A 24,707-nucleotide genomic window follows, 5' to 3' on the forward strand; every position below is an offset into this window, starting at 1 on the left:
ACCTGAAAGCCGATGGCGAAACCCGTCGAAGCGACGGCACCGCTTCAATGGGTGCGCGAACCCGGCAATCCAAGTCGCCGCGCGTGGATGGATCGCTGCCGAAATGGCCTCAGTTGAACCAACTCAGCTCAGCAACGAATACGGCCCGCCCTTCTCCAACGCGCGCTGGTAGGCCGGCCGGGCCTGGATGCGTTCGACGAAGGCCTGCATGCGCGGACGCTGGCCGTCCTTCGCCCGCGCCATCGCCGCTTCGACCGGAAAGCTCATCTGGATGTCGGCCGCGGTGAAACGATCGCCGGCGAACCACGCGCGCTGGCCCAGTTCGCTTTCGATGTAGTCCAGATGCAGCTTCAACTGCGGCCCGACGAACGAGGACAGTGCCTTGTCGGCGATGCCGCGCGCCACCGGCTTGACGAAGAACGGCATCGGCGCCTGTTTGAGCCGCGAGAACACCAGGCTGAGCAGCAACGGCGGCATCGCCGAACCCTCGGCGTAATGCAGCCAATAGCGATAGCGCATGCGCTCCTCGCCCTCCAGCGGCTGCAGTGGCGGCGACACCCGATGCTCGCTGTCGTAGCGTTCGGTCAGGGTCTCGATGATCGCCGCCGATTCGGCCAGCACCTGACCGTCGAGTTCGACCACCGGCGATTTGCCCAGCGGATGGATCGCCCGCAATTCCTTCGGCGCGAGCATGGTCTTGGGATCGCGCTGGTAGCGGATCACCTCGTACGGCAGCTCCAGTTCCTCCAGCAGCCACAGCACGCGCTGCGAGCGGGAATTGTTGAGGTGATGGACCTTGATCATGAGGCGCGTCCGGCGTGGGCGATGCGGCATGGTAGCGGGGATTCGCGGCAGCGGCCGTGATGGCAACCGGCCGCAACGGGTTTAACGCAAGCGCGGAACGAACGCCCGCATCGCGCCCCGGATGAAGCGAACGCACACAGCAGCGATCGCATCGGATGAGGTTTCCCGCGCTCGATTCGCGGCAGTCCGCCAACAACTCCAACGGATGACGCGCCCGGTCAACGCGTTCACACTGCCGGCCTCGCCCGCACAACACCGGCTTCGCCACGCCATGACCGACAACGCCTCGCCGCAGATCTGGGTCGACGCCGATGCCTGCCCGGTGGTGATCAAGGAGATCCTGTTCCGCGCCGCCGAACGCGCGCAGTTGCCGTTGACCCTGGTCGCGAATCAATGGCTGCGCACGCCGCCCTCGCGTTTCATCCGCGCCATCCAGGTACTCGGCGGGCTGGATTCGGCCGACAACGAAATCGTGCAGCGGCTCGCGGCCGGCGATCTGGTGGTGACCCAGGACATTCCGCTGGCCTCGCTTGCGCTGGAAAAAGGCGCGGTCGCGCTCAACCCGCGCGGCGATCTGTATACCCGCGACAACATCGCCGAGCGCTTGTCGGTGCGAAATTTCATGGAAGAACTGCGCGGCGCCGGCATCCAGACCGGCGGCCCGCCGGCGTTTAACGCGCGTGACCGGCAAGCCTTCGCCGCGCAACTCGACCGCTGGCTGGCGCGACGCCCGCGCTAAGCGTCGCGCCGCGCCACACTGGTTCAGCGCTTGGCCGCGACGATCCGCGCGCTGGCCGCGACCGCGATCAAGGCCAGGCCCAACACCACGAACGCCAGCGGCAGGCTGCTGATCTTGGCGATCCAGCCGATCCCGGCCGGGCCGGTCAGAATGCCGGCATAACCCAAGGTGCTGATCGCCGAGATCGCCGGGCCCGACGGCATCGCCTTCTGATTGCCGGCGGCGGTGAACAGCACCGGCACGATGTTGGAACAGCCGAAGCCGACGAGCGCGAAGCCGATCAGCGTGGTCGCCGCCGAAGGAACCAACGCGGCGAGAAGAAACCCAGCCGCCGCGCAAGCACCGCCCACCGCCAGGATCGGCCGCGGACCGAACCGCTGGACGATGCGATCGCCGTTGAAGCGGCCGATGGTCATCGCCGCGGCGAACACCGCATAGCCGATGCCGGCCACGCTCGCGTCCACCGCGCGCTGCGACACCAGCAGCAGCGCGCTCCAGTCGAGCATCGCGCCCTCGGCCAGGAACACGATGAAACACAGCGCGCCGAGCAGGATCACGATGCCGTGCGGCAACACGAACATCGAACCGCCGCCGTGGCTGTCGTCGCCATAGCGCAGCAGGCCGCGGCCGCCGAACAGCATCAACAATGCGAGCAACACCGCCACGCTCAGCGCCGCGTTCAACGGCGTGACCTGCCACCACAGCATCGCGCTGACCAGGCCCGCGCCGGCGATGCCGCCGACGCTGAAGAAGCCGTGGAAGCCCGACATCAACGCGCGGCCGCTGGCTTTTTCGACGATCACTGCCTGGATGTTGATCGCTACGTCGATGGTGCCGATCGCCGCGCCGAACACGAACAAGGTCAGCGCCATTGCCGGCACATCGGAGAAATGCGCGAGCAGCGGCAAGGTCGCGCACACCACCGCGCTCGCGAACAGGATCACCCGGCGGCAACCGTAGCGGCCGGCGATCGCGCCGGTCAGCGGCATGGTCACCAGCGAACCGGCGCCCAGCGCGAGCAGCAACAGGCCCAGAGTGCCGTCGTCGACGCCGGTGCGCGCCTTGGCGTACGGCACCAGCGGCGCCCACGCGGCCATCGCCAGCCCGGCGATGAAGAAGGCGATGCGGGTCGACAGGCGCTCGACCGCGCCGATCGGCGCGCGCCGCGATGCGTCGCTGGGTGTGTGGCCGGATGCGGCGGCCGTGGGGACGGCGGCGCGGGGCTCGGATTCGCTCATGGGGATCGGGACTCCGGGGGCAGAGAGGTGGGAATCGGGCGGGAGCAGCCGCGGGCGTCGTGGATTGCTCGCTGCGCCGCGATAGCGGATCGAATCGCGGGATTCGAATTGATTGGGTTGAAGAGTGCGAAGCCACTTTTCGCGGCAGGGCTTCAGCTAGGTAATCGTTTATCGGAAGAAGGCCTCAGCCCGGGATACTGCGAAAGGGATTCGGCAGCGAGTTTGTGTCTGAGCGACTTCACCCTCTAGGCCGTTAAATCGCGCAGCGGCCTCACGCGACCACCTCTGCCCGCACCACCCGCACGCCCAAGCCTTCGAACGCGCGCGCCTGCGCCGCATCCGCGCCATGCTCGATCACCAGCGCATCCAGATCCTCGGCCGCCGCGACCGCGAACGGCGCGGCGGTGCCGAGCTTTTCCTCCGCCGCCACCGCCACCACCGCGCGGCTGGCCGCCGCGACCGCCTGCTTGAACTGCGCGTCCTCGTAATCGAGCGCGCTGATGCCGGCCTGGGCATCCGCGCCGCAAACACCGACGAAATACAGGTCGCTGCGGATCGCCTGCGCATCGCGGATCGCGACCCGGCCCAGGCTCGCGCCGATCCGCGCATCGACCCGGCCGCCGATCACGATCAACTGCAGGTCCTCGCGCAGGGCCAGCACGGCCGCGATCGCCGGTGCATTGGTCGCCACGGTCAGGCCGTAGCCCTGCGGCAAGGCCTGAGCGATGGCGATGTTGGTCGAACCAGCATCGAGAAAGATCACCTGCCCGCGTTCGATCAGCCCGACCGCGGCGCGCGCCAGCGCGGCCTTGCGGCCCGGGGCCTGGGTTTGACGCAGCGCGATCGGCCCGTTGTCGGGCGCCAGCGGCAAGGCGCCGCCGTAGACGCGCCGGCACTGGCCCGCGGCCGCCATTTCGCGCAGATCGCGGCGGATGGTGTCGTGGGAGACCTCCAGTTCGCGCGCCAGATCGACCGCAATCACCCGGCCCTGGGCCAGCAATCGCTCGAGGATCAGGCGGTGGCGCTGCTGCGGCAGCAGTTCTTCGACGGACATGACCGGACTCAATCGTTATTGATTGAGTGCAATTGTGCACAATCGTGCAAACGGCGCAAGCACGAAAACGGGCCAAGGCTTAACGGCCCGATCCGGCACAGGAGGGCCGGCGAGACGAATAAGCGCGGATGACCAAAATGATGAACAGGCAGCGACAGGCTCATTCGACACGCCCTCGCGACATCCGAAAAGCACCGCGCCGGTCGCATTAATCAAGCGGTTTTTTGCCGATCATCGCGAATCGGGCACGCCCGCCGCGCGCAAGTAATCGGCCCGGATGGCGCGCGTCCAGCGCGCATAACGCCCCAGCGGCCGCCTCCACCATCGTCCGAAACCCAGCCAAATCGCCTCCATGCACCGCCCGATTCCGCTGTTTGCCTGAACTCCCCCGCCTGCAAGAGCCTTCGCTCCACACGCATGCGAGTAAACTGGTCGGTCTTCCCGACCGGCCCTGCCGGCGCTGCTGGAGCCTCGTCATGAGCGCCGACATGCCCAATACCCCCACCGACTCCCCCGCCACTCCGAAATTCACCGACCTCGCCCTGTCCGCGCCGCTGCTGCGCGCGCTGGCCGACGTCGGCTACGAGTCGCCCTCGCCGATCCAGGCCGCGACCATTCCGCCGCTGCTGGAAGGCCGCGACCTGCTCGGCCAGGCCCAGACCGGCACCGGTAAGACCGCCGCGTTCGCGCTGCCGATCCTGGCCCAGATCGACCCTAAGCAATTCAAGCCGCAGGCGCTGGTGCTGGCACCGACCCGCGAACTGGCGATCCAGGTCGCCGAGGCGTTCCAGAAATACGCCGTGCATCTGCCCGGCTTCCACGTGCTGCCGATCTACGGCGGCCAGAGCTATTACCCGCAGCTGCAGGCGCTCAAGCGCGGCGTGCATGTGGTCGTCGGTACGCCGGGTCGGGTGATCGATCACCTCGATCGCGGCACCCTGGACCTGTCCGAACTGCGTTGCCTGGTGCTCGACGAAGCCGACGAAATGCTGCGCATGGGCTTCATTGACGATGTCGAGAACGTCCTCAAGAAGACCCCAGAATCGCGCCAGGTCGCGTTGTTCTCGGCGACCATGCCGTCGCAGATCAAGCGCATCGCCCAGACCTATCTGAAAGACCCGGTCGAAATCGCGATCAAGTCGACCACGACCACCGCCGCCAACATCCGCCAGCGTTACTGGTCGGTCAGCGGCGTGCACAAGCTCGACGCGCTGACCCGCATCCTGGAGGCCGAATCCTTCGACGCGATGATCGTGTTCGCGCGCACCAAGCTGGGCACCGACGAACTGGCCGAGAAGCTGTCGGCCCGGGGCATTTCGGCCGCCGCGATCAACGGCGACGTGCAGCAGCAGCAGCGCGAGAAGACCATCCAGAACCTCAAGGACGGCAAGATCGACGTGCTGGTCGCCACCGACGTCGCCGCGCGCGGCCTCGACGTGGACCGCATCAGCCACGTGCTGAACTACGACATTCCCTACGACACCGAAAGCTACGTCCACCGCATCGGCCGCACCGGCCGCGCCGGGCGCAAGGGCGAGGCGATCTTGTTCGTGACCCCGCGCGAGCGCGGCATGCTGCGCGCGATCGAACGCGCCACCCGTCAGCCGATCGAGCCGATGGAACTGCCGAGCGTGGAAACGGTCAACGAGCAGCGCGTTTCGCGCTTCCTCGGCAAGATCAGCGACGCGCTGGAAAGCAGCGACCTGAGCCTGTTCCGCGACATGGTCGAACGCTACGAGCGCGAGAAGAACGTGCCCGCGGTCGAGATCGCCGCGGCCCTGGCCAAGCTGGTGCAGGGCGACAACCCGCTGCTGCTGACCCCGCCGCCGGCGCAGCCGAAGTACGCACGCGAAGAACGCGACGGCCCGCGCGAGCATCGCGGCCAGGCCACGCGCAAGTTCAACGAGCGCGACAACGCCTCGAACTCCGGCGCGCATCGCCAGGACTACCGTCAGGACGCACCGCGCCCGGACGCGCGCCGCGCCGACCCGCGCCCGCCGCGCGAATACGAGCGCGCCGCGCCGACGCCGCGTCACGAAGAACGCCAGTACACCCCGCCCTCGGCCACCCGCCCGACCAACGCCGCCGAAGCCTTCTTCGACGACGAAGCCCCGGCGCCGCGCCAGGAACGTTCGCACGAGCGCCCGCAAGAGCGCGCGCCGCGCGGCGAGTCCGATGTCGGCATGGAGACCTTCCGCATCGAAGTCGGCCATAGCCACGGCGTGCAGCCGGGCAACATCGTCGGCGCGATCGCCAACGAGGCCGACCTGGAAAGCCGCTACATCGGCCGCATCGACATCCGCGACGACTACACCCTGGTCGACTTGCCCGAAGGCATGCCGCGCGAGCTGATGGAGCACCTCAAGAAGGTGCGCGTGTCCGGCCATCCGCTGCGCATCCAGCGCGCCGCGCCGGGCGACCTCGAAGGCGGCCGCTCGCGCCGTCCGTCCGGTCCGGGCGCGCCGCGTCCGGGCGGCCACAAGCCGCACGGCGGCCCGCGTCCGGGCGGCCCCGGTGGCCCCGGTGGCCCCGGTGGCCCGCGCGGTCCGCACACCGGGCCGAGGAAGCCGTTCAAGCCGCGGTGATTCTGGTTCGAGATTCGAGATTCGAGATCAAGATCGATGATGAATCCTTCTCCCGCTCGCGGCGACCGCAGGGAGTGCAAGGCTGAGAAGGTGGTCCGAAGGACCGGATGAGGGCCGCGCGACCTCGTGGCCACGTCGCCACCACGCACACCCTCACCCCAGCCCGCCCCGGCCCAAGCGACCAGCGCTTGGGCGTTCGCGGATGCGCGAGCCAGTGGCTCGCAAGCGGCATCCGCTCACCCCGCAAGCGGGAGAGGGAGCTTGGTCGCCGCGTTATATCGTCACCGGCGCCCACACACCGAAATTCATAAGCCCCGGCGCCCACACACGGGCCGCGGTTTGGCATAGTCGTGAGCGCAAGCCGCAACGCCGCCTCTCATGTCCCGCATCCTGGTCTTCCAACACGTCGCCGCCGAACCGCTGGGTACGCTGGATCCGTTGATCCGGCGGCGCGGCCATCGCATTCGCTTCACCAATTTCGACCGCGACCCCGACGCCCAACCCAATGTCGACCGTTACCGCGGGCTGATCGTGCTCGGCGGGCCGATGAACGTCGAGGATCAGGCCGCGCGCCCGCATCTGCGCACCGAGCTGCTGGCGATCGAACGCATGCTGCAGCAAGGCAAGCCGGTGCTCGGCATCTGCCTGGGCGCGCAGTTGCTCGCGCATGTGCTCGGCGCGCCGGTGCGCAAGCACCATCGGCCCGAGATCGGCTGGTACCCGCTGCGGTCCACCGAGGCCGGCCGCGCCGACCCGGTGCTCGCGCCGCTCGCGCAAACCGCGCCGGTGTTCCAGTGGCATCGCTACAGCTTCGAGATCCCGCAGGGCGCGCAGCACCTGGCCTGCACCGACAGTTGCGAACAGCAGGCCTTCCGCTGGGGCGACAACGCCTACGGTTTCCAGTTCCACCTGGAAATGGACGTGCCGCTGATCGAACGCTGGTTGGCCAACCCGGTCTACCGCGAAGAACTGGCCGAACTCGGCCACGACACCAGCGAGAGGGTGATCCGCGCGCAGACGGCCGAGCATATCCAGGCCATGCAGACCCGCGCCGATGCGGTGTTCAACAACTTCCTCGACCTGATCGGGCGGCCGCAGCGTCGTTACACCCTGCCCTCGCGGGAATGGGTGTAACCGGACCAGCTGGACGCGCGACGCGGGCCGCAACTCAAAGCTCGAAGCCGCTGACGAAACAGCGTTCCATCCCATCGATCGGATCGACGAACCGCAACGACCGCGCCAGCAACTTCAACGGCCGGGTGAAATCGTCCTGCGTCTGCGCCGCCAGCGGATAAAACCCGTCGTTGGCGATCGCCGCGCCCAGCGAGGCCATATGCACCCGCAACTGGTGCTTGCGCCCGCTCACCGGTTCCAGCCCATACCGCCACAACGGCCCGTCGCGCGCGATCACCTCGATCCGGGTCTCGCTGTTGGCCTCGCCCTCGACCTCGCGCATCAGGAAGAACGGCTCGCCCGGCACGATTCGCGAGCGATGCAGCAGCGGAAACCGCAACCGCGGCAACGGCGCGGCGAGCGCTTCGTAGCGCTTGAAAATGCGGCGTTCGCGAAATAGCGACTGATAAGCGTCGCGCGTGGCCGGCTCGCGCGAAAACATCACCACGCCGGCGGTGCCGCGATCGAGTCGGTGCAGCGGCGCCAATCCGGGTTCGCCGAACTGCCGCTGCAAACGCCCCAGCAGAGTCTCGTTGACGAACGCGCCGGCCGGCGCGACCGGCAGGAAATGCGGCTTGTCGACCACCAGCAAGCGCGCATCGCGGTACAGCACGCGCTCGGCGAACGGGATCGCCGGCTCGCGCGCGACCTCGCGGAAATACCGGATTTCCATGCCGGCGCGGTACGCCGTATCCGCGGCCAACGGCCGGCCCTGCGCGTCTTGGACGCGTCCGCGCGCGAAGCGATCAAGCCAGGTCGCGCGATCGATCGCCGGAAATCGCGCGCACAGCCCGTCGAGCAAGCTCGTCCAGGGCCCGGGCGGCAATTGCAGGCGGCTCGGCGGCACGGCGGTCGACGCGGGCTGGGGATCGGCGGCGGACATGCGGCTATCTTCGCCGATCGGCGCCGGCCTCGAACGCCGCCACGGTGAATCCAGGGCTGATCGGCGCGGATGCGGCTGCCGCAGCGGCGATGGCGCTGATGGTTCGTCGTTGCCGTTGCGAACGGCAACGCAGGCCGCATCGCGGGACTGATCGAGTTAGCGACTGCTCGCCTCGAATCGCCGCAAATCGACCCGAACTGGCCCGAACCGGCAGCGCGCGCCGGCAAAGTCTAGAATGCGCGCTGTTTTCCTGCAGGCATCCCCATGGCGCCCAATGCCACCATCGTCAAGATCGAACTGCAAATCAGCGACATGGACCGGCATTACTACGCCGCGCACCCGCTGACCCTGGCCCAGCATCCGTCGGAAACCCCGCAGCGGCTGATGGTGCGCATGCTCGCGTTCGCCTTGAACGCGCACGAACGCCTGGAATTCGGCCCCGGCCTGAGCAGCGAAGACGAACCGGACATCGCCCTGCGCGATTACACCGGCGATATCGAGCTGTGGATCGACGTCGGTCAGCCGGACGAGTCGCGGATCCGCAAGGCCTGCGGGCGCGCGCGGCAAGTCGTGGTGGTGAATTACGGCGGCAACGCAGCGAACATTTGGTGGGACAAGAACGTCGCGATCCTGCGCCGGCTCAAGAACCTCACCGTGATCGATATCGACCCGGCCTCGGTCGAGGCGATGGCGGCGATGGTCGAGCGCAGTTTCCGCCTGGACTGCCAGATCGCCGACGAGGAAGTCGCACTCAGCAACGACAAATTCGCCCTGACCTTCACCCCGACGGTGCGTCAGAGCGCGGACGCGCGGGCCGCCTGAAATGGCCGAAACGTTCGACGCGGTGATCGTCGGCGGCGGCGCCGCCGGCCTGATGTGCGCCTTGACCGCCGGCCAGCGCGGCCGGCGCGTGCTGGTGATCGAGCACGCCAACAAGGTCGGCAAGAAAATTCTGATGTCGGGCGGCGGGCGCTGCAATTTCACCAACACCGGCACCACCCCGGCGAACTATCTCTCGGCCAATCCGCATTTCTGCAAGTCGGCGCTGGCGCGCTACACGCCGTGGGATTTCATCGCGATGGTCGAACGCCATCGCATCGCCTACCACGAGAAAGAACTCGGCCAGTTGTTCTGCGACGAGTCGTCCAAGCTGATCGTCAAGATGCTGGTCGACGAATGCATGGCGGCCGGCGTGCGCATCAACACCGGCTGTTCGATCGAGCGCATCGTGCGTGGCGAGGGCGACAGCGGGTTTCGCGTGCATACCACGCAAGGCGCGGTGTCCACCGCATCGTTGGTGGTCGCCAGCGGCGGCCTGTCGATTCCGAGCATGGGCGCGAGCGGCTTCGGTTACGAACTCGCGCGCAGTTACGGCCACACCGTGCTGCCGACCCGCGCCGGGCTGGTGCCGTTGACCCTCAGCGGCAAGCATCAAGAACGTTTGCAGGACCTCAGCGGCGTGGCGCTGCCGGTCACCGCGAGCTGCAACGGGCGCAGTTTCAGTAATCAGCTGCTGATCACCCATCGCGGCGTGAGCGGCCCGTCGATCCTGCAGATCTCCTCGTACTGGCAGCCCGGCGACGATCTGCGCCTGGATCTGCTGCCTGGACACGATGCGATGGATTGGCTGCTGACGCAGCAGCGCGAACGGCCCGCGGCGGAGCTCAAGACCGTGCTCGGCGACGCGATGCCGAAGCGTTTCGCGCAGCGCCTGTGCGAGCTGTGGCTGAGCAACAAGCCGATGAAGCAGTACAACGCGCCGGAGCTCAAGCAGCTCGCGGCGACCTTGAGCGCGTGGCCGCTGGTCGCCAGCGGCACCGAAGGCTATCGCACCGCCGAGGTCACCCTGGGCGGAGTCGACACCGACGAAGTATCGTCGAGCACGATGATGTCCAAGCGCGTGCCGGGGCTGTATTTCATCGGCGAGGTGATCGACGTGACCGGCTGGCTGGGTGGGTACAACTTCCAGTGGGCCTGGGCGTCGGGGCATGCGGCTGGGGTGGCGGTTTAACGCTCGAACGCAACAGTTCTGGTGCTTTTGTGCTCGTCATTCCCGCGAAGGCGGGAATCCAGTGACTTTGACGAACTGGCACGAAAGTCGCTGGATTCCCGCGTTCGCGGGAATGACGGCTTGAAAGAACGCGGGCATGCAAACCTTTCGACGCAGCTGAGATGACGCGGTCGCGACTTGCGGCGCTCCTACAGTCGGCACCCGCAGCCACCCTGCGACTAGGCCGATTCCCACCCCCATCGACGCGACATCCGTAAGCTCCCCGTAGGAGCTGCGTGAGCTGCGACCGCGAATTCGCAACGATTGCGAAAGTCTCGACATAGCCGAAATGGCGCGGTCGCGACTTACGGCGCTCCTACAGTCGGCACACGCGCTTGCGATGCGATCGGGTCGATGCCATCACGCTTCGCGACGCCAATATCGATACCGACATTCATATCGACACCGCGCCCGGCGACAGCCTCGGCTCAATCCTCCAACACCGCCTCACCAAACAGATCATGCTCATCGCTGCCCATGATCTCGACATCGACGAACTGCCCCACCCGCAACTGCGCTTCCAGGCCGTTCTGGATCTGCACCAAGCCGTCGATCTCCGGCGCGTCGGCCATCGAACGCGCGATCGCCAGGTCGCCGTCGAGCGCGTCGACGATGCAACGCTGCACGCTGCCGATCTTGGCTTCGAGCTTGTTCGCCGAGATCTCGGCCTGACGCTCCATGAAACGCGCCAGACGCTCCTGCTTGACCTCCTCGTCGATCGGATCGGGCAGATCGTTGGCCTTGGCGCCGTCGACCGGCGAATAGGCGAACGCGCCGACTCGGTCGAGCTGGGCTTCATCGAGGAAGTCCAGCAGCTCTTCGAACTCGTCCTCGGTCTCGCCCGGAAAACCGACGATGAAGGTGCTGCGGATCGCGATGTCCGGGGCGATCGAGCGCCAGCGCTGAATGCGCTCCAGGGTCTTGTCGACCGCGCCGGGACGCTTCATCAGCTTGAGCACGCGCGGGCTGGCGTGCTGGAACGGAATGTCCAGGTACGGCAGCAGCTTGCCCTGCGCCATCAGCGGAATGATCTCGTCGACATGCGGATACGGATACACGTAATGCAGACGCGTCCAGATGCCCAGTTCGCTCAGGCCTTCGCACAACGCCTTCATCCGGGTCTGGTACGGCTTGCCGCGCCATTCGTGCTGCGCGTACTTCACGTCGACGCCATAGGCCGAAGTGTCCTGCGAGATCACCAGCAGTTCCTTGACCCCGCCCATCGCGAGCTTCTCGGCTTCGCGCAACACCTGATCGACCGGGCGCGACACCAGATCGCCGCGCATCGACGGAATGATGCAGAAGCTGCAACGGTGATTGCAGCCTTCGGAAATCTTCAGATACGCATAATGCTTCGGGGTCAGCTTGATCCCGATATCGTTATCGGCCAGACGCCGCGGCACCAGGTCGATAAACGGGTCGTGCTTGGGCGGCAACACCGCATGCACCGCGCTCATCACGCTGCCGTAGTCCTGCGGGCCGCTGATCGACAGCACGCCCGGATGCGCTTCGCGGATCAACTCCGAGCGCTTGCCCAGGCAACCGGTGACGATGACCTTGCCGTTCTCGGCGATCGCCTCGCCGATCGCATCCAGCGATTCGGTCACCGCCGAATCGATGAAGCCGCAAGTGTTGACCACCACCACGTCAGCATCGTCGTAGGTCTGGACGATGTCGTAGCCCTCCACGCGCAACTGGGTGAGGATGCGCTCGGAATCGACCAGGGCCTTCGGGCAACCGAGGCTGACGAAACCGACTTTGGGATTGGCTGGCGAGACGCTGCTGGCGGAAGACATGCGGGAAGAGACCTGAACAAGGGAATCCGGGCGCGAAACGCGAGCCGGCGACCGGCGAAGCGGCCGGGGGCGCGAATTATAGCCTCCGGGGCTAAACTGACCCTGCCTTGCGGGTGAATGCCCCGGGTTTTTCGCACATGAGGAGTAGCCGATGGCTCACTGGATCGATCTCGATACCCCCGCCGGCCCCGTCCAGGCCTGGCGCGCCGACCCGACCGGCGTGCCGCTGGGCGGCGTGGTGGTCATTCAGGAGATCTTCGGCGTCAACGCGCATATCCGCGAGGTCGCCGAACGTTTCGCCCAGGCCGGTTACGTCGCGCTGGCGCCGGCCTTGTTCGATCCGGTCGAAACCGGCGTGGAGTTGGACTACGAACAATCGGCCTATGCGCGCGGGCGCGAATTGCGCGATCGGGTCGGTTTCGATCGCGCGACCGAGATCGTCGGCGCCGCCGCGCACCGGCTGCAAAGCGAAGGATTGCGCACCGCCGCGGTCGGCTTCTGTTGGGGCGGATCGCTGGCGTTCCTGGCCAATACCCGGCTCGATCTGCCGGCGGTGAGCTACTACGGCGCGCAAACGCTGCGGTTTCTCGACGAGCCCCTCCGTGCGCCGGTGCGCGCACCGATCCTGTTCCACTTCGGCCGCCACGACGGCAGCATCCCGCCCGAAGCGATTGAACAACATCGCCAGGCGCTGCCGCTCGCGCCGATCCACGTCTACGAAGCCAGCCACGGCTTCAATCGCGAGGTCGGCGGCGCCTACGAGCCCGACAGCGCCGCGCTGGCCTGGACCCGCACCCTCGCCTTTCTCGCGGACGCGCTGAAATGAACCCCTGGCACCTGCACCCGCAACTCGCCGACGACACCCATCCGCTGGCGCAATTCGAACTCAGCGAACTGCGGTTGATGGACGACGCCAACCATCCGTGGCTGATTCTGGTGCCGCGGGTTGACGGCGCGGTCGAGCTGATCGATCTCGACGAGGACCAGCAACTCGTCCTGACCCGCGAAATCGCGCGCGTCAGCCGCGCGCTGCAGGCCGGCTTCGCGCCGCACAAGCTCAATGTCGCCGCGCTCGGCAATCTGGTGCCGCAATTGCATGTGCATGTGATCGCGCGCTATCGCGAAGACATCGCCTGGCCGCGCCCGGTCTGGGGCATGGCGAGCGCGCAGCCGTATTCGCCCGATGCGCTGGTGCAACGCATCCGCCGCCTGCAGGACGCGCTCAACGCGTGAACTTAAGCGCGCAATCCGCCGCGCCGGACGCGACGATCGAATTCGAAGCACTGGCCGACGATGCCTGGCTGCTGCGACTGGGCGAGGTCATCGACGATGCGCTCAACGCGCGCATCCATGCGCTGGCCGCGCATTTGCGCGCGCAGGCGCCGGCGTGGCTGCGCGATCTGGTGCCCGCTTACGCGAGCCTGGCAGTGTTCTTCGACAGTCGCGCGATCGATGCCGATGCAGTGCGCGATTGGTTGCAGGCGCATTGCGCGCGGACGACTGACGTCGCCGATCCTCTCGAATCGCCCGAGTCACGCACGGTCGAAATTCCGGTCGCCTACGGCGGCGAATTCGGCCCCGACCTGGAAACCGGCGCGGCCGAACTCGGCCTGTCGCCACCGGCGCTGATCCAGCGCCACAGCGGCGCGGTCTACACCGTCGCGATGATCGGATTCGCGCCGGGCTTTCCGTATTTGTCCGGCCTGGATCCCGACTTGGCGTTGCCGCGCCTGGCCACGCCGCGCACCCAGGTGGCGGCCGGCAGCGTCGCCATCGGCGGCGCCCAGACCGGCATTTATCCGCGCCCCGGCCCGGGCGGCTGGCGTTTGCTCGGACGCACGCCGCTGACCTTGTTCGATCCGTCGCGCGCGCAGCCGAGCCTGTTGCTGCCCGGCGACCGCGTGCGCTTCCTCGCGATCGATGCGGCGCAGTTCGCGCGTTTGCAGGCGCACGCATGAGCGCCAGTTACATCGAAGTGATCGCGCCCGGCCCGCTGAGCCACGTGCAGGATCTGGGCCGCGACGGTTGGCGACACCTCGGCATCGCCCGTGGCGGCGCGCTCGACCCGGGCTGCGCCGCGCTCGCCAATGCCCTGGTCGGTAACGACCCCGATGCCGCGGTGCTGGAATTCACCCTGCAAGGCCCGAGCCTGCGCCTGCCGCGGCCGCTGCGCATCGCGGTGATGGGCGCGGCCTGCGATGTGCGCTTCGAAGGCGACGCCCTGCCGCAGGCGCGGCCGATCGATCTGCCTGCCGGCATTTTGCGCCTGGGCGGCATGCGCGACGGCGTGTACGCCTGGCTCGCGGTGCAAGGCGGCTTCGATCTGCCGCGCGTGCTCGGCAGCCGCGCCACCGATCTGCGCGGCGGCTTCGGCGGACTCGACGGCCGTGCCCTGCGCGCCGGCGATCGATTGCCGCTCGGTTCGCACACGCGCATCGACGCGACGACGCTGCGGGTGCCGCGTTGGTGGATCGATCCATACTGCGAACGCGACCCGCGGGCGCCGATCCGCTACTGCGCCAGCCAGGCCCCGGCGGTGCGCGAAGCCGCACGCCAGTTCGGCGAACAGGTCTGGCGCGTGCATGCGGCGAGCAATCGCCAGGGCCTGCGCCTGTCCGGCGCGGCGCTGGCCGATGCGGCCGGCAGCGGCCTGTCCGAACCGGTCGCGCCCGGCACCGTCCAACTGCCGCCCGACGGCCAACCGATCGTGCTGCTGGCCGACGCGCAGACCGTCGGCGGCTATCCGCGGCTGGGCCATGTGATCGCGGCGGACCTGCCGCGGCTGGCCCAGGCCGGACCGAACGCCGGCCTGCGCTTTCGCGCCTGCGACGCGGCCGAGGCGGCGGTCGCGGCGCGCAGCGCGCGGGCCGAGATCGCGCGCCTGCGGCTGGCGATCGAAGCGCGCCTGCGCCGTTGACGCATTCGTCGGATCGTCGGCGCCGAATGCGTGAACCACCGTCCCCGCGGCGTCCGATGCCGAGCCGGTATCGCGGCGCATAAAGTGTGCCAAGTGAGACAAGGTGAGGGAACGAATGCGCGAAAAACCCGCCATCCGTACGCAAATACTCTGCGCAACGTGAATAGCACCACCGTCCAAGGCACTCACAGCATTCGACAAGCTGTACCGTTTAACGTATCAAAGGCTTAATCTGTTTATATCGTAGAGACCGCTGCCTCCCGGACATGACTCACGACAGTTCCCGCCTCGAGTCTCCTACCCCCGGTCCCGCCATCGGTCCGGCGGAGTTTGAATTCGGCCAGTACACCCTGGACTCGGTCACGGAATTGATCGTGGCCGCGCAAGGCGGACAGGCCGGCGCCTGGGACAAAGTCTACGCGCTGCTCTACAAGGAACTCCACGACGCCGCGTCCCTGCAGATCCGCCGCCGCTGGGGCCGCGGCAAGCGCTCGCCGACGTCGCTGATCAATCGCACCTGGCTGCGTCTGAATCAGGACAAGCTCAGCTTGAACAACCGCCAGCATCTGCTCGCGGTGTTGTCGCGGGCGATGCGTTACGCGCTGATCGACGAAGCGCGCCGGCTCAACCAGCTCAAGCTCGAGGAAAGCTACGGCGCCGAGCACGCCGAACCGAGCTACGACCCGGACCTGGAACAGCTGATCTCGATCGACCACGCGCTCAATGCGCTCGGCGCGGTCGAACCGCGACTGATCCAGTTGGTCGAAATGCGCTATTTCGCCGGCATGAGCGACATCGAGATCGGCGAAGTGCTCGGCCTGACCGACCGCACCATCCGCCGCGACTGGCGCAAGGCGCGCGCTTTCCTGGCCGCGCACCTGCGCCACGCGCCGGGCATCGCCGGGCCTGAGCCGGGTCCGACCTCGCCCTGATCCCTCGGCCCAGCCATCGCGGCGCCTCATGAACGATCTGGCTGCGCGTGCAATGGCCTTGTTCGACGATTACGTCGAACTGCCGGCGAGCGAACGCGAACGCAAACTGGACGAACTCGCCGCGCGCGAGCCGGCGCTGCACGAGGCCTTGCGCGCCTTGCTCGACGCCGATGCGCACGACGACGATCATCTGCTCGATCGATCGCCGGCCGACCTGTTGGCCGACAAGCACCGCGACACCGCGCACCGCGCGGCCGAGCAGGACGAACGCGCCGACGCCCGCATCGGCAGCCGCCTGGGCCCATGGCGGATCGACCGGGTGATCGGCCACGGCGGCATGGGCACGGTCTACGAAGCGCATCGCGACGACGGCGAGTACCAGCAACGCGTCGCGCTCAAATGCATCCGCACCGAACTGGCCACGCCGCAGTTGCAGGCCGCGTTCCGCGACGAACGCAATCTGCTCGCGCGCCTGGACCACGCCGGCATCGCCGCGCTGGTCGACGGCGGCGTCGGCGAGGACGGACAGCCCTGGTTCGCGATGCGCTTTGTCGACGGCATCGCATTGGACGCGTGGTGCGACCATCGCCGCGCCAGCGTGCGCGAACGCGTCGGCCTGCTGATCCAGGTCTGCGAAGCGTTGGCTTATGCGCATGCGCAAGGCATCGTGCATCGCGACATCAAGCCGTCCAATCTGCTGGTGAGCGACGACGGCCGCGTGCACTTGGTCGATTTCGGCATCTCCTCGCATTTCGCCGCGCAGGGCGTCACTCCTCGCGAACAGATCGCGATCACCCCCGACTACGCCGCGCCGGAAGCGCGCGAATACGGCGCGCACGGCCCGGCCACCGATTTGTATGCAGTGGGCGTACTCACCTACCGCTTGTTGTGCGCGCAATGGCCGGCGCCGCTGCACAGCCTGCGCAATCTGATTCCGATCGCCGCCTCGGGCGAACCGGTGCCGATGGACCGGCTGCTCGACGACCGCGGCGGCGATGCGGCCACCGACAACGCCGACTTCATCGCCCGCCAGCGCGGCGCCGCCGACGCGGCCGCGCTGCGCAAGCAACTCAGCGGCGACCTGTCGGCGATCGCGCTCAAGGCGGTGGCGACACGGCCGCAGGACCGCTACGCCAGCGTCAGCGAATTCGCCGACGATCTGCGGCGCTGGCGCGAACACCGATCGGTCAGCGCCAACCCCGGCAGCCGCTGGTCGCGCGCGCGCAAATGGCAGCGTCGCAACCCCGGCGCGGTGGCGATCGGCGCGGGCCTGTTGCTGGTGGTGATCCTCGGCCTGAGCGTGACGCTGTGGCAGCAACGGCGCGCCCAGCGCGAAGCGGCGGCCACCGCCGCGGTCAGCCAGTTGTTCGCATCGACCTTGGGCACCGCCACCCTGTCCGGACTGGGCACCACCACGTTTTCCTCGAAAGCGCTGCTGGAAAAGACCGAGCGCGAACTGCGCAGACTGCCGCTGCGCGATCAACCCCGATTGCTGGCGCGCGGCCTGGCGACGCTGGCGCGCAGCTATGCCCTCACCGGCGACTACATGCATGCCAATCGCCTGATCGACGAGGCCCAGCGCGTGCTCGACCGCGCCGGCGAAAGCGATCCCTCCGTGACCAGCGCGCGGGTCTCGATCCTCAATCTGAGCAATCGCTACCGCGAAGCCGGCGCACTGACCGCGAAACAGCTCGAAGCGCTCGGCGACCGCGACGACGAACAGACCCGACTGACCCGCATCGCCTACACCACCGAACTGGCCAGGGCCCAATGGGGCATGGGCCAGACCCAGGAAGCCACGCGCACGGCGAACGTGCTGGTCGAACAAACCAGCGCGCTAGGGCCCGAACACCAGGAAATCGTCGCCCAGGCGCTGATGCTGCGCGCCGGTTTCTTCAACCGATTGCTGCGCTCCGAGCAGGCCGAAGCCGACACCCGGCGCGCGATCGCGCTGGTGCGGCGGTCCAATCCGATATTGGCCGACGACGGACTGACCACTCTGATCAACCTGATGTCGCGGCGTGGTTCGTCCGAACTGTTGCCGCTCGCGCGCGAACTGCTGCGCAATCGCCGCAATACCCTTGGCGAATCGCATCCGAAAACCGCGCAGGCGAAACTGCGGCTGGCGCTGGCCTATTATCCGAAAATTTCCAACGACGACGTGTCCAAGGCGCTGGCCGTGCTCAAGGCCAGTTACGGCAGCGAAAGTCCGGGCTACGCCGCGGCCCTGAGCTCCGGCGCCTGGGCGGCCGAGCCCGATCCGGTCAAAAGGATCGTCCTGCAGCGCCAAGCCCTGGCGATCCTGCAACGCACGATGGGACCGCATGCCGAATCGACCATGACGTCCCGATTCATCCTGGGAAAGGAACTGGTTTACATGCGCGATGACGCGCGCACTGCGGCGGGCTTCGCCGAAGGCGTCACGCTGATGCGGCAGGCGGTGGACGAACGAAGCAGAAGCGGGATTCCGTCGGTGCTCGAGCGAAACGACCTGATCGTTGGCCTGCTGGCCTTTGGCGATGCTCGGCATTTGGCGCTGGCGCAATCGCTGGTGGAGAACAATCGCAGCGAAGCGCTGCGTTATTACAGCCCCGACGACTTGCAGGTGAAGTATCTGGAAAACGCCGCCGACTGGCTGCTCTATCGTCAAGGCCATTACGCCCAGGCCGATCGCAATTTCGCCCGGCGCATCGAAGCCAGCGGCGAATTCATGCGCACGGCGCATGCGGGCCAACCCAACGCCGAGCGGCTGCGCAGCTACTCCTTAAGCCAATCGATGGCGTTTCGCGCGCTCTACGCTTATCAGCAGTGCGACAACCCACGGGCGCAGATCCTGCTGCAACAAGCCATCGACTTCAGCCGACGCGCCTTAGGCGCCGACAGCCCGGCGGCGCAAAGCGCGAGCGCCAATCTGGAGGGGCTGCGCAAGCACGGCCGGATCGTCGATACCTCCACCTCGAGCCGATTACCGCCCGAGGAACTCGAACGATTCAACCGACAGGTACAGCAGGCATGCCGATCGCATCGTTCGCGCTAGCTTCGAGTGGCTTGGTTTCGAATAGCTCGGTTTCGATCGGCCCGGCTTCGATCAGCCCGGCTTCGATCAGCGAAGTTTCGATCAACCGAGTGTCGAGCGGAACGATCGCGTCCGGCCCGGATCGCCGAAGCCTAGGCCATGCACGCCGCCGTCGGCCGCGACGGCGGGAGCGCACATGAACGATCCGGTCGCACGCGCGCTGGCGCTGTTCGACGATTACGTCGACCTGCCCGCGGCCGAGCGCGTCCGCGCCCTGGCCGCGCTGGCCGCGCGCGAACCGGACCTGCACGCCGCGCTGAGCGCCTTGCTCGATGCCGACGCAGGCGACGACGACCATCTGCTCGACCGTTCTCCGGCGCAGGTCCTGGCCGACAAGCGCGGCGATGACGAAGACGCCGAGGCCGAGCAGGACGAACGCGCCGATGTCCGCCTCGGCACCCGCCTGGGTCCGTGGCGGATCGACCGGGTTATCGGCCATGGCGGCATGGGCACGGTCTACGAAGCCCATCGCGACGACGGCGAGTACCAGCAACGCGTCGCGCTCAAATGCATCCGCACCGAGCTGGCCACACCGCAGCTGCAGGCCGCGTTCCGCGACGAACGCAATCTGCTCGCACGCCTGGATCACGCCGGCATCGCCGCTTTGGTCGACGGCGGCGTCGGCGAGGACGGACAGCCCTGGTTCGCGATGCGCTTCGTCGACGGCATCGCATTGGACGCATGGTGCGACCATCGCCGCGCCAGCGTGCGCGAGCGTGTCGGCCTGCTGATCCAGGTCTGCGAAGCGCTGGCTTATGCGCATGCGCAAGGCATCGTGCATCGCGACATCAAGCCGTCTAATCTGCTGGTGAGCGACGACGGCCGCGTACACCTGGTCGATTTCGGCATCTCCTCGCATTTCGCCGCGCAGGGCGTCACCCCGCGCGAACAGATCGCGATCACCCCCGACTACGCCGCGCCGGAAGCGCGCGAATACGGTGCGCACGGCCCGGCCACCGACCTGTACGCGCTGGGCGTGCTGACCTATCGCCTGTTGTGCGCGCAATGGCCGGCGCCGCTGCACAGCCTGCGCAATCTGATTCCGATCGCCGCCTCGGGCGAACCGGTGCCGATGGACCGATTGCTGGACGAGCGCGGCGACGATGCGGGCGGCGACAGCGCCGACTTCATCGCCCGCCAGCGCGGCGCCGTCGACGCGGCCGCGCTGCGCAAGCAACTCAGCGGCGACCTGTCGGCGATCGCGCTCAAGGCGGTGGCGACGCGGCCGCAGGATCGCTATCCCAGCGTCAACGAATTCGCCAACGACCTGCGCCGCTGGTGCGAGCACCGCCCGACCGGGGTCAACCCCGGCAATTGGCTGTCGCGCGCGCGCAAATGGTATCGGCGCAGCCCGGCCGCGGCGCTGCTCGCCGCCGCGTTGGTGCTGGCCCTGTGCGCGACGATCGGCGTGTCTGTATGGCAGCAACGTCGCGCGACGCGCGAAGCTCAGGCGACCCATACCGTCGGCAACCTGTTCGCCACCACGCTCGGCACCGCGACCCTGTCCGGACTGGGCAGTTCGCGGTTTTCCTCGCGCACGCTGCTGGAAAAGACCGAACACGAATTGCAACGCCTGCCGCTGGACGATCAACCCGGCCTGCACGCGCGCAGTCTGGCGACCCTGGCGCGCGGCTACGCGATGATCGGCGATTACCGCAACGCCGAGCGCCTGGCCGCGCAGGCGCAGCGAGTGCTGGGCTCGGCCGAGGACGAATACAGTTTCGTGGCCGCCACCTGGGTGGCGATGCTCAACACCCAGAACCACTACGCGCAGGCCGACCAACGCGCGCGCGAACAGATCGAACGCCTGGGCAAGCGCGAGGACCGACCCGCGCAATTGGCGCGGGTGACGTTCGGCGCCGAACTCGCCAAGGCGCAATGGAATCTAGGCGATACGCTGGTCGCGTTGGACAGCGCGGACCAATTGTTGCGCCGCGCGCGCGATCTGCGCCCGGCGGAGCCCGAGTTGCTGGCCCAGGTGCTGATCCTGCGTTCGGGCTTCCTGACCCGCCTGTACCGGGTCAAGCCGGCCGAGGCCGATGCGCGCGAAGCGATCGCGCTGGCGCGCCCGATCAATACGGTCATCGCCGACGATGCGTTGGAGTTGCTGGTGTGGATTCATAGCGTGCGCCGCAGTCCGGGCGAACACGCACTCGCGCAGGAACTCGTGCGCGGCCGCGAAGCCAGCCTGGGCGCCACCCATCCGGTCACCGCGCGCGCGCGATTGCTGCTGGCGCTGAGCGAGTACCCGCTCACCGATTCGCCGCAGAAAGTCAGGCAGGCACTGGACACGATCGAGACGGCGTACGGCCGTGAACACCTCGATTACGGCTGGGCGCTGTCGGCCTCGTCCTGGGCGATCGCGCGCGATCCGCGCGACAACGTGCGCCTGCTTCGCGATAGCGTGGCCATTCTCGAACGCAGTCAGGGCCCGCTCGGGCCGCTCGCGCTCAACGCCAAGGGCAATCTGGGCAAGGACCTGTTTCAACAGCCCGACGCGTATCGCGGCGCGGGCGATGTCGCCGAAGGGATCGCGATCCTGGAAAGGACCATCGCCGACAAACGCAAGATCGGTTTGCCCGCGCCGGTCGACCGGATCAATCTGATCCGCGCCTTGCTGCGCTACGGCGGCGAGACGCAACTGGACAATGCGGCGCGCCTGATCGAGGAAAGCGGAGAGGATGCCCGCCAGTACTTCACCCAGGGCGACACCCAGCCCGCGCAATGGGATCTGTTCCGCAACGTGCTGCTGTTCCGGCGCGGCGATTATTCGCGCGCCGACCGCGGGTTCGCGCAACTGGTGCAGACCGAGCTGGGCTACCTCGGCGGCGAAACGCCCGGGCCGCAGACTGGGCAACGCAATCGCCGCTCGCATGCGACCGTGGCCGCCCAGGCCCTGACCTACCGGGCCCTGCATGCGTTGCAGACCTGCGATCGCAACCAGGCGCAATCGCTGCTGGAACAGGCGCACCGGATCGCCGAAGCCGCCTCGGCCGCGGACGATCCCATGGTCCGCGTGCTGGCCCGTTATCGCGACGGGACGCGTCACGGCGTGCTGATCGACGCCTCGGTAGCGGACTCGTTCGTGGATCCCGTGTCGATCGAAGCAACCAACCGGCGCGCGCGTTCGTGTCGGCCCGCGTCGCGCTGAGGGCCCCGACGTGCGACGGCTCGCGACCGAGCCGCGCCCGGTCCGGCCGCGCGCGACGAAGCGCCCGCGAGCCATAGGGCAAAAGGCACTGGTCAGCCGCCCCGGGCCGACTCAGGATCGTCGGTCGGGCCGCCAAGTCTCGTCGTCGCGGCCATGCATGCCCTCGCCGCTTCCCGGAGAAACGCAATGCGTAGCCTGCGTCTGCTGTCGTTGTCCGCCTGTGTCGTCGCCGCGCTCGCCGCCGGCTGCAAGTCCGAAACCGCGCCGCCCGCCGCGTCCGCCGATCCCGCGCCGGCCGCCGCCGCGCAACCGGCCGGGGCCGAATGGGACGCCGCCGTCGACGGCTTCCTGCAAGGCTTCTTCGAACACTTCCCGGTCGCCGGCGCCAACGCCGGCAAGCACGAATTCGACGGCCGCCTGCCCGATTACTCGCCCGAAGGACTGCAGCGCAACATCCAGTGGCTGCACCAGCAGCGCGATGCGATCAACGCCTTCGGCGACGATCGCCTGCAGGCGCCGCAGCGCTATCAGCGCGACTACGTGCGCGCGGTGATCAACGGCCAGCTGTTCTGGCTCGAAGACTCCGGTTTCGCCACCAAAAACCCCGGTTTCTACGCCGGCGACCTGTCGCCGAGCATGTACCTGACCCGCCCGTACGCGCCGCTGCCGCAGCGCATGGCCGCGTTCGTGAGCTATCAGGACAACCTGCCCAAGGCCGCCGAGCAGATCCGCGCCAACCTCAAGGGCCCGCTGCCGGCGAGCTATATCGACCTGGGCACGATGGTGTTCGGCGGTTTCGCCGAATTCTTCAAGAACGACGTGCCCAAGGCCTTCGCCGAGGTCAAGGACGACGCGCTGCAGGCGCGCTTCAAGGCCTCCAACGCCAAGGCGATCGAAGCCATGCAGGGCTTGGCCGACTACCTGGCCGCGCAGAAACCGCAGGCGACCCAGGACTTCGCCCTGGGCGCGGAAAAATTCTCGAAGATGCTCAAGGCCACCGAAGGCGTGGACCTGCCGCTGGATCAGCTCAAGGCCGCCGGCGAAGCCGACCTGGAACGCAATCTGGCCGCGTTGAAATCCGCCTGCGATCAATACGCCAAGGGCCGGCCGATCGTCGAATGCATTGAAAAGGCCAACGCCGACAAGCCCAAGGGCGGCGCGGTCGAAGGCGCGCGCCAGCAACTGGCCGGGCTGCGTCAGTTCATCGTCGACAAGGACCTGGTGTCGATCCCCGGCACCGAGCAGGCGCTGGTCGAGGAAGCGCCGCCGTTCAACCGCAACAACTTCGCCTACATCGAAATTCCTGGCCCGTACGAGAAGAACCTGCCGTCGGTCTACTACATCGCCCCGCCCGATCCGAAGTGGCCCAAGGCCGAACAGGATGCCTACGTGCCGGGCAAGGCCGACCTGTTGTTCACCTCGGCGCATGAAGTCTGGCCGGGGCATTTCCTGCAGTTCCTGCACGCCAACCGTTCGCAGTGGAAGTTCGCCCAGTTGTTCGTCGGCTATGCCTATGCCGAGGGTTGGGCGCATTACACCGAGGAGATGATGTTCGACGCCGGTCTCGACGGCGCCGGTCCGGAAATCCACATCGGCCAGCTGACCAATGCGCTGCTGCGCAACGTGCGTTATCTGTCAGCGATCGGCCTGCACACCGGCGGCATGACCGTCGCGCAGTCCGAGCAGATGTTCAAGGACAAGGCGTTCCAGGACCCGGGCAACGCGCGCCAGCAGGCCGCGCGCGGCACTTACGATCCTGCGTATCTGAACTACACCCTGGGCAAGCTGATGATCATGCAGTTGCGCGAGGATTGGACCGCGGGCCATGGCGGCCGCGCCGGCTGGAAGGCGTTCCACGATCAGTTCCTGAGCTACGGCGGCCCGCCCATTCCGCTGGTGTACGGGCAGATGATGAACGTTCCGGCGCAGGCCAAGCTGTGGACGGCGCCCAAGCCGGCAGCGGCGACCGCGCCGGCGGCGCCGAACACCGCCTTGCCGCCGGCGACGGGTTCGCCGGATAAGGCGGCGCCTAAGAGCGCGATGTGATTCGTACGATTGCTCATTGATTCGCTGGCGGAGATTCGCCGAAGAAACGGAGCCGTTCGCGGCTCCGTTTTTTTGCGAGCGGCGGCGTTTGCCGTTCGAACCTGACTTTGACTTTGACTTTGGCTTTGGCTTTGGCTTTGGCCCGAGCTTGAAGCCGCGCAGTTCATCCAGCGCTGCGAGGCTTGTAACTCGCGTTAGCACCAGCACACCCGAAGGGCGGCGTGCAGGATGCACGCCGTGCGCCACCGGGACATGGATGTCCC

The 24,707-nt window shown here is 67.6% G+C and carries 18 protein-coding genes; 13 read left to right on the forward strand and 5 right to left on the reverse strand.

Annotated features, from left to right (window positions below; translation table 11 throughout):
• Positions 1–123: 123 nt before the first annotated feature.
• Entirely contained in the window at positions 124–804 is a 681-nt protein-coding gene (locus tag AC3A4T_RS23815) for a glutathione S-transferase (protein ID WP_487677645.1), read from the reverse strand.
• Positions 805–1,075: 271 nt separating this feature from the next.
• Here AC3A4T_RS23815 and AC3A4T_RS23820 point away from each other — a divergent pair, with 271 nt between their 5' ends.
• Positions 1,076–1,543 (forward strand): YaiI/YqxD family protein, encoded by a 468-nt coding sequence (locus AC3A4T_RS23820; protein ID WP_487677646.1) that lies wholly within the window; start codon positions 1,076–1,078, stop codon positions 1,541–1,543.
• Between the two features lie 23 nt (positions 1,544–1,566).
• On the opposite strand, the gene AC3A4T_RS23825 is transcribed toward AC3A4T_RS23820, so the two are convergent.
• On the reverse strand, positions 1,567–2,781 hold the full coding sequence (locus tag AC3A4T_RS23825) for an MFS transporter (RefSeq protein WP_487677647.1): 1,215 nt from the start codon (positions 2,779–2,781) through the stop codon (positions 1,567–1,569).
• Between the two features lie 271 nt (positions 2,782–3,052).
• A complete protein-coding gene (locus AC3A4T_RS23830; protein WP_487677648.1) occupies positions 3,053–3,835 on the reverse strand; it encodes a DeoR/GlpR family DNA-binding transcription regulator in 783 nt (260 codons plus the stop codon).
• Positions 3,836–4,311: 476 nt separating this feature from the next.
• Between AC3A4T_RS23830 and AC3A4T_RS23835 the strand changes: the two genes are divergently transcribed.
• Both AC3A4T_RS23835 and AC3A4T_RS23840 read left to right on the forward strand, forming a co-directional pair.
• Entirely contained in the window at positions 4,312–6,420 is a 2,109-nt protein-coding gene (locus tag AC3A4T_RS23835; protein WP_487677649.1) for a DEAD/DEAH box helicase, read from the forward strand.
• A gap of 378 nt (positions 6,421–6,798) precedes the next feature.
• Positions 6,799–7,554, forward strand: coding sequence for a glutamine amidotransferase-related protein (locus AC3A4T_RS23840; protein WP_487677650.1), 756 nt, complete (start codon positions 6,799–6,801; stop codon positions 7,552–7,554).
• A gap of 34 nt (positions 7,555–7,588) precedes the next feature.
• Here the strand turns inward: AC3A4T_RS23840 and AC3A4T_RS23845 are convergent, their stop codons facing one another.
• Positions 7,589–8,476 carry a pseudouridine synthase gene (locus AC3A4T_RS23845; RefSeq protein WP_487677651.1) on the reverse strand — a complete coding sequence of 296 codons (888 nt, stop codon included), beginning with the start codon at positions 8,474–8,476 and terminating at the stop codon, positions 7,589–7,591.
• 264 nt (positions 8,477–8,740) lie between these two features.
• Between AC3A4T_RS23845 and AC3A4T_RS23850 the strand changes: the two genes are divergently transcribed.
• The gene (locus AC3A4T_RS23850) at positions 8,741–9,298 is read left to right on the forward strand and encodes a YaeQ family protein (protein ID WP_056108405.1); all 558 of its coding nucleotides are present in this window, start codon (positions 8,741–8,743) and stop codon (positions 9,296–9,298) included.
• A 1-nt stretch (position 9,299) separates the two neighbouring features.
• Positions 9,300–10,487 carry a BaiN/RdsA family NAD(P)/FAD-dependent oxidoreductase gene (locus AC3A4T_RS23855; protein WP_487677652.1) on the forward strand — a complete coding sequence of 396 codons (1,188 nt, stop codon included), beginning with the start codon at positions 9,300–9,302 and terminating at the stop codon, positions 10,485–10,487.
• A gap of 467 nt (positions 10,488–10,954) precedes the next feature.
• Here the strand turns inward: AC3A4T_RS23855 and rimO are convergent, their stop codons facing one another.
• Positions 10,955–12,322, reverse strand: a complete 1,368-nt coding sequence (rimO, locus tag AC3A4T_RS23860) for a 30S ribosomal protein S12 methylthiotransferase RimO (RefSeq protein WP_487677653.1) — start codon at positions 12,320–12,322, stop codon at positions 10,955–10,957.
• A gap of 151 nt (positions 12,323–12,473) precedes the next feature.
• Between rimO and AC3A4T_RS23865 the strand changes: the two genes are divergently transcribed.
• From AC3A4T_RS23865 to AC3A4T_RS23900, 8 genes are all read left to right on the forward strand, one after another.
• A complete protein-coding gene (locus AC3A4T_RS23865; protein WP_487677654.1) occupies positions 12,474–13,148 on the forward strand; it encodes a dienelactone hydrolase family protein in 675 nt (224 codons plus the stop codon).
• Positions 13,145–13,555, forward strand: a complete 411-nt coding sequence (locus AC3A4T_RS23870) for an HIT family protein (RefSeq protein ID WP_487677655.1) — start codon at positions 13,145–13,147, stop codon at positions 13,553–13,555. The genes AC3A4T_RS23865 and AC3A4T_RS23870 overlap by 4 nt, the downstream gene beginning before the upstream one ends.
• Positions 13,552–14,280: a 5-oxoprolinase subunit PxpB gene (gene pxpB / locus AC3A4T_RS23875; protein ID WP_487677656.1), complete on the forward strand. Its 729-nt coding sequence runs from the start codon at positions 13,552–13,554 to the stop codon at positions 14,278–14,280. Before AC3A4T_RS23870 ends, pxpB begins: the two co-directional genes overlap by 4 nt.
• The gene (locus AC3A4T_RS23880) at positions 14,277–15,239 is read left to right on the forward strand and encodes a 5-oxoprolinase subunit C family protein (protein WP_487677657.1); all 963 of its coding nucleotides are present in this window, start codon (positions 14,277–14,279) and stop codon (positions 15,237–15,239) included. Before pxpB ends, AC3A4T_RS23880 begins: the two co-directional genes overlap by 4 nt.
• 266 nt (positions 15,240–15,505) lie before the next feature.
• Positions 15,506–16,171, forward strand: a complete 666-nt coding sequence (locus AC3A4T_RS23885) for an ECF-type sigma factor (protein ID WP_487677658.1) — start codon at positions 15,506–15,508, stop codon at positions 16,169–16,171.
• Between the two features lie 28 nt (positions 16,172–16,199).
• The gene (locus AC3A4T_RS23890) at positions 16,200–19,208 is read left to right on the forward strand and encodes a serine/threonine protein kinase (RefSeq protein ID WP_487677659.1); all 3,009 of its coding nucleotides are present in this window, start codon (positions 16,200–16,202) and stop codon (positions 19,206–19,208) included.
• 175 nt (positions 19,209–19,383) lie between these two features.
• Positions 19,384–22,398, forward strand: coding sequence for a protein kinase domain-containing protein (locus tag AC3A4T_RS23895; protein WP_487677660.1), 3,015 nt, complete (start codon positions 19,384–19,386; stop codon positions 22,396–22,398).
• A gap of 186 nt (positions 22,399–22,584) precedes the next feature.
• Positions 22,585–24,444, forward strand: coding sequence for a DUF885 domain-containing protein (locus tag AC3A4T_RS23900; protein WP_487677661.1), 1,860 nt, complete (start codon positions 22,585–22,587; stop codon positions 24,442–24,444).
• Positions 24,445–24,707 lie beyond the last annotated feature (263 nt).

The organism is Lysobacter sp. Soil_N_51 (assembly GCF_057655755.1).